Below are 12872 nucleotides of genomic sequence, written 5' to 3'. Positions count from 1 at the left end.
GGCTACGCGAATTTTGCGGTCGCTGAGTGCGCATGCCTTCCTTCACTAGCGCTTGCGCGAAGCCGCTTTGTTGGTCTGTTTGGCTTCTGTCTCCTGAAGGTGCCGAACCAGAAGCTCGCCTGATGTCTTGTTGTGCTCGCGGGCGTAACGTTCGGAGGTGGCCGCATCGCCCCTGAGCAGCGCCTTGACCATTTTCTCGTGGTTCGCAATGACCATCTCAGGCCGTTCAAGGATTGCGTTTGAAGAGGCCATGTACATTTGAACCTGATGTTCGACCAAGCCGTAATGATCGGCGAGGCGGTTATGTCCCGAAAGGACGACGATCGCCTTGTGAAGTGCGAGGTCACTATCGTTGATCCGCTTCTGGTTGCGGCTTTTTGCGGCAGCCTTCAAGTCATCGTAAGCCGCCTCGATCGGTTGCCTCCGATTCGGGTTTGCGGCAGCGAGCTGCGCGGCAAGGCCCTCCAGGCTTGATCGAAGTGTGTACAGCTCCCATGCATCCTTGGATGACAAGCTCGCGACCTGCCAGCCGAAGTAAGGCTTCTGCTTCACCAAGCCCTCGCTCATCAGCCGCTGCAGCGCCGCTCGTATCGTGGTGCGCGACAGGTTGAGCTCCGTGGACAGGTCGGTCTCTGTCAGTCGCTTTCCTGGCGCCAAGGCGCCACTGGTGATCGCTTGCCGGATAACATCGGCAGCCGCACGGTCCAAACTCCGCTTCTCGACCAATCCCGAGATGATCTTAGCAGCCATTTTTCCTCCAACCGCGTTTTGCGTGGAATGTTCGTTCTGAGGTCCCGGCAGATATTGGCGAACATTCGCCATTGACACCAGAGAAATCGTGCTGTTTGTTTATTGTCGACAATCGACAGCTGGGGCCACGCTTGCGCATTTCCGAAACCAAGGGCGTTAGCCTCGGCGGTCTGCAGCGCCTCTCCTCGTTCGCCCCATCTCACAAGATCGTAAAGGCGGACGCGATCCTGTTATCGATTCCGTTCGACTCCGGCGGAGTGCCGCCTTGGAGCTTCGGCGGAGCGCCGAGATTGCAGTTCGACACACTGCTGGTGCGGCTGGAAACCGAGCAGGGTGTCGTGGGATGGGGCGAAGCCTTCTCGCGGTGCGAGGACAAGTCACTGAAGGCGATGATCGAGACGCGCGTGTTGCCACTCGTGATCGGCCGCAATCCCCTGGAAATAGGCAAGATCAAACATGATCTCGAATTCCAGCTTCAGAATTTCGGCCGCCTGGGCCCTATCGTCTATGGCGTATCGGCGGTCGACATCGCCCTGTGGGACATCCTCGGCAAGATTTCCGGACTGCCGCTCACCGCGTTATTGGGCGGTGCATTCGCCGGCGAAATCGAGGTCTATGCTAGTCTGATGCGCTACGGCAATTGCGACCATGTCGTCAGGGCTACTCGGCAGGCAATTGAGCGCGGATATCGTTACATTAAGCTGCACGAGATCACGGAAGGCGAAATCCGGGCAGCGGTCGAGGCCGCGGGGTCGCAGGCCGCCGTCATGCTGGATACGAACTGTCCATGGCCGGTCGCGGAGGCGCTCAAATACGATCGGCTTCTCGAGCCTCTCAATCTGTACTGGCTCGAGGAGCCTGTCTGGCCTCCGGAAAACTATGCTGGACTCGCACGCATTCGTTCAACGGGCCGGCATCACATCGCCGCCGGCGAAAATGCCGGCAGCCTGCATGATTTTGTCGCGATGATCGCCGCAGGGGCCATCGACATTGCGCAGCCTGATGTCGCGAAAGCTGGCGGCATTTCTGAGCTCTTGAAGATCGCCGCGCTTTGTCAGGCTGAAGCAATCGAATTCGTTCCGCATTGTGCAATCTTCGGCCCCGGCCAGGTCGCGACGATACACCTCAATGCGGCGCAGCGATCGGTACCGATGCTCGAACGGCTCTATTGCGATTTCGAGGCGGAGATCTACGGCGGTGCCACGCTTCCGCTCAATGGAAAGGTTGCCGTGCCGACAGGGCCGGGGCTTGGCCTTGACCCTGATCCAGGCGTGATCAACCGCTACCGCGTTGCCTGAGAACGGAGACGTTGTGACATGGGCATAGCTAGGGTCGTCTCAACGGCCTCTTCCGCGGGCCACCGTCGAGCCCCGCCGCTGCGCGCAAGTGCTCTCTTCGTGAAGGCACGAAGGTTCGCGCGTACCAGCTTGCTTGATCAACTCGCGGGCGAGATGACGGAGATCAACATCGCGCTGAAAAGCGCGGTCCTGGACCAATTTATGTGAAGAGAGCGCTCATCTAGCGCGCTGTTTGCGCGTCCAACGCAAGAAGAGGGGACTCGAAATGGTAACACGGAGAGAGTTGCTAGCCGGAGCAGTTGCCGTGGCTGGCGGAGCGGGTCTCAAACCGCTCCCGGCGAAGGCAGCGGAAACTAAAACCGTCGTGCTGGCGTCGATGGGCCCGGTCACCGGAAATTGGGATCCGACCTCTCACACGACCCTGGGGCAATTGAAATTCGAAAAGTTCGTTTTCAATCATCTGACGCGCTGCGAAATGCGGAAAGGCAAGTCTGAAGAGCTGATCCCGGACCTCGCCACCAGTTGGAAGCTGATTGATGCACACACCCTGGAGTTCAAGCTTCGGGAGGGCGTCAAATTCCACGATGGCAAGGAGTTCGGTGCCGAAGACGTCAAGGCGACCATGGAATATGCCTCAAATCCAGCGCGCCCGGCATCCGCCCTCTATCCGGGCCGCGTTGACGTCGAAGCCGTCGACAAATTGACTGTTCGGTTGAAGACTGAAAAACACGGCTACCCCGCGTCCGCCTTCTGGTTCATTTCGAGCTTCCTTCCAATCCTGTCGGCCAAGGATATTGCCGATCCCGCAGTCCTTCAAAAGCGCCCGAACGGCACGAACGCGTTTAAATATGCGGGAACGCAGGGAGACAGGAACAACCTCGAAGCAAATGATGAATTCTACGGTGGACGTCCCAAGATCGATCGGATCATATATGCTTACGTTCCGGACGCCAACACGCGCGTGCTGGGCCTGCTGAACGGGCAATATCACATTGCCGAACGGCTCGAGCCTGAGCAATACGCCTCGTTGTCAGGCAACCCGAAAGTCACCACGCTTAAGGCGCTGACGACGGAGAACAAATATTTGCACTTCCGGTGCAACAAGCCTCCCTTCAACGACGTTCGCATTCGTCGCGCAGTCTGCCACGCGATCGACCGTGATCAGATCCTGTCCCTGATGGGCGAGGCGGCCACACCGTCAAACTGCTATATTTCGCCGACGAAGTTCGGCTTCACGGATATTCCTGATTATCCAAGGTTCGATCCGGATGCCTGCCAGAAGCTTCTCGCCGACGTAGGGTTTCCGAAAGGAAGGGGACTGCCGCAACTCGAATATATCACCTCGATCGGCTTTTACCCGAAGACGAAGGAGTATGGCGAGCTGATCACAGCGATGCTCGCCGAACAGGGGATTGACGTTCGCCTGACTGTTCTTGAACCGGCCGCGTGGGAGCAGGCGATCTATCGCCGCGCTGACGGCCAGGGGCAGGGCCACATGTGCGACGTCGGCTGGATGACGGGATCGCCGGAGCCAGACCTCGTTTTACGACCGAATTGGCATTCAAGCGCCGCGCTGATCACCGGGATCAACGACCGGGAAATTGATGCGGTGCTGGACAAGGAACGCGGCGCCACGACCCCCGAGGAGCGCCTCAGGGTCTTCAAGAATGAGACCTTTCCCACTCTCGCAAGCAAGGTTCCGAGCTTCTCGCTCTTTTCTGCCGTGACGTTCCATGGCGCGGCCAAAAATCTGACCGGGGCATACTATTTTCCCAACGGGCCAATCGACCTGAGCAAGGCGGACCTGAGCTAAAGCGGGCTGCCGCAAAACTCGTTGGCAGAAAGCAGGAGCCGGCATGCTGTTTGCGCTCGACTTCTTCATTCGGCGCATTGCGCAAGGGTTGGTATTGGTCGTCCTCGTGGCCATGCTCATCTTTACGCTGCTGCGCGTCGTCCCGGGCGACCCAGTGCGGATGATGCTGGGGCCAATGGTGTCAGCATCTGTTGCGGAACAGACCGCAAAAGATATGGGCCTGAGGGATCCAATCCCGGTTCAGTTCGGCCGCTATGCCGCGCAAATTCTGACGGGTGATTTCGGGAGCTCCTTCGTCAGAAGCGCACAAGGCGGTAGCACTGGCGGCTCGCGGGGCGGCTCGACTTACGAGACCGCCAACCGTGCATCGGTGTCGGGCCTCATTGCAACCAGTTTGCCCTGCAGCCTGTTCCTTGCTGGCCTTGCATTCGTGTTTGCCTTGGTAAGCGCGCTCCCGATCGGCATCGCCGCGGGCTTGAGATCAGGACGATGGCCGGATCGGCTTGCACTGCATGTGGCTTCCGTACTGGTTTCACTTCCCAACGTATGGCTAGCACTCGTTCTCATCTTTCTCGTCTCCGCCAAGGCCAGATGGCTGCCGGCGATCGGCTATCAGGGGCCGAGCTACGCAATCTTGCCCGCCATTGTTCTCGCGATCGAGCTTGCTCCGACCCTCATCCGATCCATCTCGGTCTCTGTGAGTGGAGGTCTCATCGAGCCATATGTGTCCCAGGGTGAAATTCGCGGTCTGACGCGCGGTCGAATGATCGTCGCGCACGTGCTGCGCAATTCGAGTATCCCCCTCCTCAATGTGCTCGGAATCCAAGCGATTGGGGTCTTGCTTGGGGGCCTGTTCGTCGTGGAATACGTCTTCAACTATCCCGGCGTTGGCCTTCTAATGATCAACGCTGTCTTCCAACGGGATTTCCCTGTCATCCAGGCCATCGCGATCCTGGCGTGTGCGACTCTAGTGATGGTCAACATTCTCGTCGACTTTGCAGCGATGGCGATTGATAGGAGGCTACAATACTAGCATCGGCAGAACTTCCGGCCAAGACCGATAGCCCGGCGGCCGCACGAGGTGGCGGCATCGCGGCCAGCATCTTCGCGCTGGCATGGCGGACAAATGAATTCAAGATCGGATTTGGGCTGTTTTGCCTGCTGATCATCCTTTCTGTCCTCGGTCCCTACATTCCCGGTCTGTCGCCGACCCAATTTAATGTCAGCAAGAAATTCCTGCCGCCGGCACTGCTGGATCATTCGAGCTGGCCTTACCTGTTTGGCACCGATCAACTCGGTCGTGACCTGTTTACGCGCTCCCTCATTGGGCTTCGCAATGCCCTGCTGATCGGATTAGCGAGCGTTGCAGGAATGTTTACCCTGGGCTCTGCTATCGGCATGATCTCAGGCTATTTCGGCGGGTGGGCCGGCCTGCTCTTGATGCGCATCACAGACGCGCAGATGTCGATTCCCGCGATCATCCTGGCGATCACAATTCTCGGGGTTTCACGCCCCACCCCGCTGGCTATCATTCTTGTTTTGATTCTAGCCGGTTGGCCCGCGTATTCTCGCGTGGCGCGCAGCGTGACGCTGTCAGAGTGCCGTAAAGAGTATGTTCGGGCGGTAAAGATTCTGGGTGCCTCAGACGCGCGGATCCTGCTCGTTCATATCGCACCCAACATCTTGCCTCCGATCGCCTTCGTTGCCGTCCTAGATATCGCTCGCATGATGATCTTCGAAGCTGTGCTGGGTTTTATCGGGATTGGAATTCAACCCCCCACGCCGACGTTCGGCACCATCATCGCCGATAGCACAAAATACATTCTAAATGCCTGGTGGATCACCACGGTGCCCGGCCTCCTCTTCGCGATTACATTGTGTTGCATTAATATCATGGGAGGGGCTCTCGAGCGGTCTCGCAACAAGATTCTGCTGGGATTGGGATGACATCAGTGAACATTCTCGAGGCGCGTAATCTGACCGTGACCCTTGATCTCGGGTCGCGCGGAACGCGCGCCGTGCTCACCGATGTCGATCTGAGTATCGAGGAAAACGAAGTCCTCGGCATTATCGGTGAGAGCGGCTCGGGAAAGACGGTGCTATCGCGCACGCTTGTGAGGTCAGTCACCAGCCCGCTCAAAATCGAAACGGGCGTTATTGCCTATCGCGGAAATGATCTCCTGAGACTAAGTGGGGAACACATGCAAGCCCTCCGTGGGCGCAAGATCGCCTACATAGGCTCCGATCCCGGCAATGCTCTCGATCCCACCCTTCCGGTTGGGCGGCAAATCGTCGAAAAACTCAGATCCATCGAGCCTGGCATGTCCAATGGCGAGGCAAAGCGACGTGTCATACGCCTGCTCGATGCCGTCAAGATGCCGGGCGCGAAGCAGCGATTTGAGGAGTTTCCGTTCCAGTTCAGCGGCGGAATGATGCAGCGCGCCCTGATCGTGGATGCGCTCGTGACGAACCCGGACCTTCTGGTCGCCGACAACATAACGCAGCCTCTTGACGTTACCGTTGCTGCGCAAATTCTCCGTCTCCTGCGCGAGTTGCAGCGGGATTTCAAAACGGCGATCCTGTTCGTTTCTTCTTCTTTTGGGGTCATCAACGAAATCGCGCACCGAGTTCTTGTTCTCGCAGGCGGTCGCGTCGTCGAGACTCAAAGCGTTCAGCAATTGCTCGCGGCTCCGCAACATGCCTATACAAAGCAGCTGATAGCTGACATCCCTCGCATATGGCAGAGCTCGACTGAGGCCGTTGCAGATGAGCCGTCACCTGCCGCCAAGGACGTCATTCTCTCGGTGCGAAACGTCAGCCGGGTTTATCCGACGAGGGATAGAAACAAGCTCTTTGCAAACCAGTTCGTTCACGCGGTGCGGGACGCTTCGTTCGATGTTCGACGGGGTGACAATTTGGCGATCGTCGGCGAATCGGGGTGCGGGAAATCAACGCTTTCGCGTCTCCTGAGCCGTCTAGAGGTCCCGGATTCAGGACAGATATTGTTCATGGGCGAAGATATCGCGCCAATGAAAGCCAAGCGCCTGTTGGCACTCCGCAAAAGATTCCAGCTTCTCCTGCAGGATCCGTTTAGCTCCATTCCGCCTCATCTTTCGATCGGGCGAACCATAGCCGAACCCCTCTATGTCCATGGAGGGATGTCGCGTTCCGAAATCCGCGATCACGTCGCGGCGACCATGCAGGAAGTTGGACTGTCTCTCGACCTGTTCGGCAAACTCCCGGTCGGATTGAGCGCCGGGCAGCGTCAACGTGTGAGTATCGCCCGAGCGCTCGTCCTCGATCCCGAGTTGCTCATTCTTGATGAGACGCTATCGGCGCTCGACCAGGTCGAGCAGCGCAAGCTTCTCGACCTTTTTCAGCGTCTTCAGGACCAACGCGGAATGACCTACATATTCATTTCGCACGACTTGGGGATGGTGCGGCGAGCCTGCAATCGCATCGCCGTGATGTATCTCGGGCGCGTGGTGGAGCTGGCTGACAATCGAACCACATTCGTTAAGCCGGGACATCCCTATACACGCGCGCTCCTGAGCGCGGTACCGGCGATTGAGGAGCGTCCTTTCAAGGCAGAGACCTACCTATTGGAAGGTGAGCCGCCGAACCCGATCCACATCTCGGCAGGGTGCAGTTTTAGAAGCCGCTGCCCGTTCGCGTTCAATAAATGCGCCTTTGATGATCCGCCGCTCGCGGCACGCGGTCGGGATGAATCGGTGGCTTGCCATCTGACAGAAATAGATCCGGACCATCAATGACTTTGCAGGATTGCGCGACCATCCAATGGTGCGTCCTCCTAATTGGAGAGTGGACAGCATGGAGTTTGACTACATTGTCGTAGGATCCGGGAGTGCAGGATGTCCGCTGGCGGCGCGCTTGGTTGAGCGGAAACAATCGGTCCTGTTGTTGGAAGCTGGGAAGAAGGAGCGTCTCAATCTGTCGCATGTTCCGGGCGCTCTCGTCCACACGATCGGGAATAAACGGTACGACTGGGCTTACAAGACAGAGCCTGATCCGAGCAGAGGTGGCGTGGTCGAGGACTGGCCCCGTGGGAAGGTGCCCGGAGGTTCATCTGCAATAAACGGGATGATCTTCATCCGGGGCGCTGCCCGGGACTATGACGCCTGGGAGGCACTAGGGAACAGAGGATGGGGATGGAAGGACGTATTGCCGTACTTCCGCAAAATGGAGGCTGCCGATGAGGCCAGCGACGATCAATATCGCGGAGCTCTCGGGCCTCAACGTGTGTCAGCCTTACGTTGGCGTCATCCGATCTCTCAAGAGTTTATCGACAGCTTTCAAGCCGCTGGCATTCCCTTCAATGAGGATTTGAACGGTGCCTCGCACGAGGGAGTTGCCTGGAACCAGGGGTCAACGCGCGATGGGCGTCGGCTTTCGGCCTTCGAGGCTTTCGTAAGGCCAAAGCTGTCTGCAACTCATCTGAAGTTCTTGGATGACACCATTGTTCGCCACGTTCTGTTTGACAAGACGCGCGCGACCGGTGTTGCCGCCACGCATCGCGGACAAAACGTCGATTTCGTCGGAAAAAAGGGTGTTATTCTTTCCGCGGGCTCCATCAATTCCCCGCAACTATTGATGCTTTCCGGTATCGGTGATCCCCGCCATCTCACAAGACATGGCATCATTCCCCGTGTGGAAAGTCCTGAGGTTGGACGGAATTTGATGGAGCACCCGGGGCTGTATGTGCTTGCCGAACTCGATGTAGAGACCGCAAATGCGCTCTCGCATCCGGTAAGGGGAGCACTCGCTTTGGCGGAGTGGGCCTTTAAAAGGTCGGGGTTCCTGAGCGTGCCTACGGCGCAGGTCCTGGCGTTTCTCAGATCGTCTCCTGAGCTTGCTGAGCCGGATCTGCAATTTCACCTGTTTCCATTCGGCCTCACCAAAGAGAATGGAAGACTGAAAGCACCGAGAGCTAACCTTGTGACCATCCTGGTGAATGTCAATTATCCGAAAAGCGCGGGCCATCTCGAACTGAGATCGAACGATCCCCGCGCTCCCATGGCGATCTTTCCGCGCTTGCTTGAACATCCAGACGACTTCGAGGGAGTTATGCGGGGATTTGATTGTGTCCGGAAGATCTGCTCTATGCCCCCATTCGGCTCTCATGTCCTGAAGTTTTGGGAAGCGCCAGCATCGAGCGCCGGGCGGGAAGCTGACGAAGCCTATATTCGCAAAGCAACTGTCCCCTTCTTTCATCCGGTCGGGACTTGCCGCATGGGAGCAGATGATCGAGCGGTTCTCAGCCCTTCTCTTAAGGTGAGGGGCACCGAAAACTTGTGGGTCGCGGACGCCTCCATCTTTCCTCGTCATATCGCTGGGAATACCAACGCGACGTCTATTATGATCGGAGAGAGAGCAGCAGATCTTATCCATCCGTAAGTCGTTAGTCCGTAAATCCAATCGGAGAAAGTCCGTGGCGGGCTTCTGCGGTGCCACGATAGGAAGGATCGAGCAGGCACGCATGCATTCGACATCTGTCGTGCTCACTTAGAGAAATCGCACGACCAGAATCATGTGCACTATCGTAATTGCGTCGCGCGCCATGGAAAGCTGCCCCTCGCAAATAAGCAAACGATGATGTAATTGCGGTCGGCGCTCGGGGCAGACATCTACCGTTATCGTCGTGCCCTCGCAATCAAGCGATTCGGAGGTATCATGAGGCAATACGTCGGCCTGGATGTCTCGAAGAGAGACTTCGGTTTGTGGAGTCAACGAGAGTGGTCAACCGATTTTGGAAGGCCAAGTCTGATTCCGGCGATCTGTCCAAGCTGCTTCGTAAACATGCGCCACTGGCGGAGCGTATCGGCTTTGAGATGGGCGCACAGGATGGTCGCGTTGGTTACTCGCGGCGTAGATGGCCCTCACACTGGAGGCACTCGGCGGCTGTGAGCAGCGTGTGATCGATCGTGGTCGCGCCGATGACATGCGTATGTGCCGCATCGATTTGCGGACGGCGTCGAGAAAGGCCCGAATGGCGTTCTCCATCGCCTTAACTCGCGCCGAACTCAAAGCCGATTGCAAGAAAATGGCCGATGATGGCATTCTGCACGACGCCGAGACGTTCGACGATCTTATGAAGCGTTGCGAAGCCTTGCAGAAACGAGCGAAATGCCCAGCAATCGCGGCACCGTCAGGCCACAAAATAGTTGGACTTTAGCCAGTGGTTTAAGTACTGGGCGCATGACATGGTAAGCGCATGAAAGCTCGTGCGCTTGTGGCCTTGAACGTGCGTCAGATCCGCATAAACCGCGGTATTTCGCAAGAAAAACTGGCTTATGAGGCCGGGATTGACCGCTCCTACTTGGCTAGCCTTGAGCGACAATCGAAAAATCCCACAATTGATATCCTGGATCGCATCGCCGAAACGCTGGGTGTTCATGTATCCGAATTGGTTGTCCTGCCCTCCAAACGCGCCAAAGCCGCAAAGACATTGTCCAAAGGTCGTAAGCGCGTGTCTCTCTAGCCGCCACCTCCCCTGAAACAGACGCAGATCTTGGAGAATTGCCAGCCAAAGGGCGCGGCCTGACCTGCTCTCGCAAACTCGCTGAGCCGGGAACCTGGACCGGAACCGGTTTTGCGTGATTGCGCTTGAGCAGAGCGGCACCTCGACCACGCCAAGGGCGCTCACGCGGCTCTTCATGAGAGGTGAAATCTGGGGCCTATCAACGCATTTCTTCCAGACATATGAGGCCGGCCCTGTCATCCCGGTCGCGATCGTGGAGAATGTCTATCGCCGCGTTTTGCGGCCACAGCACTTTGATGGCGGGCAGCCGCAGCTCGTTGAGCAACAGATTGAGGCGCGCGGTGTCGACGGTGCTGGCCGTGTTCATGCGGCGTCTCCGATCTGGCTGGCGCCGATGAGGCACTCATAGCTGGCGAGCGGGGCAAGCTGCACCATGACCTGCGGCATGCAGGCAGGATCGGGCGCGAAGTGGGCGCGCAGCCGTCCGAGGTCGGGCAGTTGGCCGGCGTCCAGGTCGGCGGCGAGCTACCGGCGAGTTCGGCCTCGCAGCCGCGCTCGTGCGCCAGCGCAAGCAGATCGACCATGAGCCGGCAGGCTTTCTTGTCCGGCAGCCGTTCGCGCAAACGATCGAAGGTTCGGCGATAGGCATCGCGCGGGAACAGCCGATCACGGTAGACGAGATTGAGCAGCGCCATTGGCTTGCGCCGCAAGGAATGGATCACGTGCCGATAATCGACGACCTGCTCGTGCTTGCCGTTGGGATGCGGCCGCCCACGCGGCGGGGTGACGAGATGGGTGCCGCCGACGAACACGTCGAGACGATCGTCGTAGAGGCGCACCCGCAGTTGGTGGCCGATCAGGCGTGACGGCACGGTGTAGAACACCTTGCGCAAGGTGAAGCCGCCGCTTGACGTCACGCGGACAATCACCTCCTCGTAGTCCGAGGTGCGGCGATCTGGCAGCGCCTGCAGGTGGCGCGCTCGTGGTCGATGCGCTTGGCGTTGCGGGCATTGCGGCGGCTGACGATCTCGTCGATTAAGCCGCGGTAGGCGGCGAGATCATCGAAGTCGGCAGTGCCGCGCAACAGCAGCGCATCGGCGATCGTCCGCTTGAGATGGCCATGCGAGCTCTCGATCGCCCCGTTCTCATGGGCGATGCCGCGATTGTTGCGGGAAGGCCGCATGCCGTAATGGGCGCAGAGGTCCTCGTAGCGCCGGGTCAGATCGTCCTGAGCATTCCGATCCAGATTGCAGAAGGCGGCCGACAGACTGTCGGTCCGATGCTCCCGCGGCGCGCCGCCGAGCGACCACAGAGCATTCTGCAGTCCTTCGGCCAAGGCGACGAAGCTCTCGCTACCGAGCACGACATGGGCGTGCTCAAAGCCGGAATAGGCCAGCCGGAAGTGATAGAGGCGATGATCGAGCGGCACGCCCGCGATGGTGACCCCGAGCTCGCCCATTTCGGTGAAGTCGGACAGGCCGACCTGACCCACTTCGTGGGTCTGAGGAAGATGACTTCCTGCTCCTCGCCGTGGATTGCCCGCCAGGCGCGGATCCGGCGCTCTAGCGTGCGGCGGATTCTGACCCCGAGCTCGGGGTGGCGGCGTAACATCTCCTCGAAGATCGCGACAGCCCGCACGCCGGGGGCCGCCTTCAACATCGGCACGACCTCGATCTCAAACACACTGGCCAACGGGTCCGGTCGGCGCCGGCCGCGGGCTCCCTCCTTCTGCGATGGGAGCCTTCGATCCTTCTCGAAACGATATGCGGTCGAGGTACTGAACGACGCCTTGGCGGCGGCCACTGGCCGGGGTATCGGTCTGACGGTACTTCATGTAGAGCCTTCTGTGGTTGCCGCCCGCAATGCAAGAAATTTCTGACCTTTTGGCGTGTGATCTGTCAGGCCTTCCTTTACGGCATTTTCAGAAGCCGCTGGCCGGTATGGTGATCCGCGGACCAGGTCCAATTCTCATCTCCGAGCACATCGGCTCTTTGGCTCTAGCTGGTTTCCTGATCCAGATCTGTTCGATCGTTGCGCCCATTCGGGTCGTCGCCTTCTCACACCCCCTTCACCAACGTCAGGCTATTTCGTGCTGCATGCAGTCATGCCGTCACTGCCTGCGCTGGGTTCCGATAATCCTCCTTCCGGTTGAGCATGGCCCAAATCGTCCGAGCCATCTTGTTCGCCAAGGCGATCGCCACAAGCATGCGCGGCTTCCTCGCCAGCATCTGCGCGAGCCGGGATCCGCTAGGGATCGACTTGCGCCCGAGCCAGTTCAGCCGCGACATCGCCCCAACGATGAGCAACTGGCGAATGTCCGCCTGTCCTTCCTTCGAAACGCGTCCGAGCCTCTCCTTTCCGCCTGAGGAATGTTGCCGTGGGACCAAGCCGAGCCAAGCCGCGAAGTCTCGGCCAAGTCTAAAGGCCGCCATGTCGGGCGCGAAAGCCTCGATCGCCAGTGCGCCCCCCCCCCCCCCCCCCCCCCCCCCCCCCCCCCCCCCCCCCCCCCCCC

Annotated in this window: 10 protein-coding genes and 3 pseudogenes; 9 read left to right on the top strand and 4 right to left on the bottom strand. The window is 58.8% G+C overall.

The genetic code is table 11. The annotated features are described in order from the left end of the window. Positions 1–45: 45 nt before the first annotated feature. Positions 46–750 (bottom strand): GntR family transcriptional regulator, encoded by a 705-nt coding sequence (locus tag XI03_RS05360; protein ID WP_271591548.1) that lies wholly within the window; start codon positions 748–750, stop codon positions 46–48. A gap of 131 nt (positions 751–881) precedes the next feature. On the opposite strand from XI03_RS05360, the gene XI03_RS05355 reads away from it, so the two are divergent. From XI03_RS05355 to XI03_RS05320, 9 genes and pseudogenes are all read left to right on the top strand, one after another. Next, positions 882–2048 carry a mandelate racemase/muconate lactonizing enzyme family protein gene (locus tag XI03_RS05355; protein WP_271591547.1) on the top strand — a complete coding sequence of 389 codons (1167 nt, stop codon included), beginning with the start codon at positions 882–884 and terminating at the stop codon, positions 2046–2048. A 265-nt stretch (positions 2049–2313) separates the two neighbouring features. After that, the gene (locus XI03_RS05350; RefSeq protein WP_442869697.1) at positions 2314–3861 is read left to right on the top strand and encodes an ABC transporter substrate-binding protein; all 1548 of its coding nucleotides are present in this window, start codon (positions 2314–2316) and stop codon (positions 3859–3861) included. Positions 3862–3907: 46 nt separating this feature from the next. Further along, complete coding sequence (locus XI03_RS05345) at positions 3908–4894, top strand: ABC transporter permease (protein ID WP_333935478.1); 987 nt, start codon at positions 3908–3910, stop codon at positions 4892–4894. A gap of 338 nt (positions 4895–5232) precedes the next feature. Then, on the top strand, positions 5233–5808 hold the full coding sequence (locus XI03_RS05340; protein WP_271591544.1) for an ABC transporter permease: 576 nt from the start codon (positions 5233–5235) through the stop codon (positions 5806–5808). After that, positions 5805–7634, top strand: a complete 1830-nt coding sequence (locus XI03_RS05335; RefSeq protein WP_442869696.1) for a dipeptide ABC transporter ATP-binding protein — start codon at positions 5805–5807, stop codon at positions 7632–7634. The genes XI03_RS05340 and XI03_RS05335 overlap by 4 nt, the downstream gene beginning before the upstream one ends. A 58-nt stretch (positions 7635–7692) precedes the next feature. Next, the gene (locus tag XI03_RS05330) at positions 7693–9276 is read left to right on the top strand and encodes a GMC family oxidoreductase (protein WP_271591542.1); all 1584 of its coding nucleotides are present in this window, start codon (positions 7693–7695) and stop codon (positions 9274–9276) included. A gap of 276 nt (positions 9277–9552) precedes the next feature. Beyond that, positions 9553–9752: pseudogene (locus XI03_RS40470) on the top strand (IS110 family transposase); the annotation flags it as partial. Then, the gene (locus XI03_RS05325; protein WP_271591541.1) at positions 9752–10054 is read left to right on the top strand and encodes a hypothetical protein; all 303 of its coding nucleotides are present in this window, start codon (positions 9752–9754) and stop codon (positions 10052–10054) included. The pseudogene XI03_RS40470 and the gene XI03_RS05325, both read left to right, overlap by 1 nt. 39 nt (positions 10055–10093) lie before the next feature. Continuing rightward, positions 10094–10360 (top strand): helix-turn-helix domain-containing protein, encoded by a 267-nt coding sequence (locus tag XI03_RS05320; RefSeq protein ID WP_271591540.1) that lies wholly within the window; start codon positions 10094–10096, stop codon positions 10358–10360. Between the two features lie 199 nt (positions 10361–10559). On the opposite strand, the gene XI03_RS05315 is transcribed toward XI03_RS05320, so the two are convergent. The 3 genes and pseudogenes from XI03_RS05315 to XI03_RS05305 all read right to left on the bottom strand — a co-directional run. After that, on the bottom strand, positions 10560–10727 hold the full coding sequence (locus XI03_RS05315; protein ID WP_271591539.1) for a hypothetical protein: 168 nt from the start codon (positions 10725–10727) through the stop codon (positions 10560–10562). After that, positions 10724–12194, bottom strand: a pseudogene (istA, locus tag XI03_RS05310) (IS21 family transposase). Before istA ends, XI03_RS05315 begins: the two are co-directional and overlap by 4 nt. 268 nt (positions 12195–12462) lie before the next feature. Continuing rightward, a pseudogene (locus XI03_RS05305) lies at positions 12463–12789 on the bottom strand (transposase); the annotation flags it as partial. Between the last annotated feature and the right edge of the window lie 83 nt (positions 12790–12872).

Source organism: Bradyrhizobium sp. CCBAU 65884 (genome assembly GCF_028128835.1).
Classification (GTDB): domain Bacteria; phylum Pseudomonadota; class Alphaproteobacteria; order Rhizobiales; family Xanthobacteraceae; genus Bradyrhizobium; species Bradyrhizobium ottawaense.
The sequence above is the reverse complement of the archived record's forward strand: the minus strand, read 5'-3'. Positions and strand labels throughout refer to the sequence as shown.

Coding starts and splice junctions, on each gene's coding strand:
- XI03_RS05330 (WP_271591542.1), top strand. CDS start 7,693: ATGGAGTTTGACTACATTGTCGTAGGATCCGGGAGTGCAGGATGTCCG.
- XI03_RS05325 (WP_271591541.1), top strand. CDS start 9,752: ATGGCCCTCACACTGGAGGCACTCGGCGGCTGTGAGCAGCGTGTGATC.
- XI03_RS05340 (WP_271591544.1), top strand. CDS start 5,233: ATGTTTACCCTGGGCTCTGCTATCGGCATGATCTCAGGCTATTTCGGC.
- XI03_RS05360 (WP_271591548.1), bottom strand. CDS start 750: ATGGCTGCTAAGATCATCTCGGGATTGGTCGAGAAGCGGAGTTTGGAC.
- XI03_RS05315 (WP_271591539.1), bottom strand. CDS start 10,727: ATGAACACGGCCAGCACCGTCGACACCGCGCGCCTCAATCTGTTGCTC.
- XI03_RS05350 (WP_442869697.1), top strand. CDS start 2,314: ATGGTAACACGGAGAGAGTTGCTAGCCGGAGCAGTTGCCGTGGCTGGC.
- XI03_RS05320 (WP_271591540.1), top strand. CDS start 10,094: ATGAAAGCTCGTGCGCTTGTGGCCTTGAACGTGCGTCAGATCCGCATA.
- XI03_RS05335 (WP_442869696.1), top strand. CDS start 5,805: ATGACATCAGTGAACATTCTCGAGGCGCGTAATCTGACCGTGACCCTT.